This window comes from Cedecea sp. B1(4) (genome assembly GCF_059414925.1).
Map to the genome: position 1 here is coordinate 1 of NZ_JCAHMZ010000143.1, position 410 is coordinate 410.

Below are 410 nucleotides of genomic sequence, written 5' to 3' on the forward strand. Positions count from 1 at the left end.
CACGAGAGCGTCCAGTCGCCCGAGGCCGTGCCGCTGACCACGGCGCCGGCCACGTCGGGGATGTCGATGCCGTTGGCCGTGAGGTTGTCCAGGCCGATCAACACCTTGAACGGGTACGGGTCGTTGACGGTTCCGTCGATCGGCACGCGCCCGATCAGCGCCGTCATGGCAATCGACCCCATGAGCGTCGAGTTCGACGGCACGGTGTAGACCGCCTTCGTGGATGCGCCCACCGCGCGGCTGCCGACGTCGGCGACGGATTCCACTGCGGCCGACAGGCTTTTCTGGGCCGGCCCGAAGCTCAGGGGAAAGCTCGGCTCCTTGCTGGCGTTCTTGGCGTCGACCTTGGCATCGTCGGGCTCGACCCACTGCGTGCCACCGACGCCGCGGTTGAAGCGCTGGCCGTCACC

1 pseudogene is annotated in these 410 nt (G+C 68.5%); it reads right to left on the reverse strand.

The window, feature by feature from the left end:
* Nucleotides 1–410: pseudogene (locus ACR6JA_RS22395) on the reverse strand (TIGR03752 family integrating conjugative element protein); the annotation flags it as partial.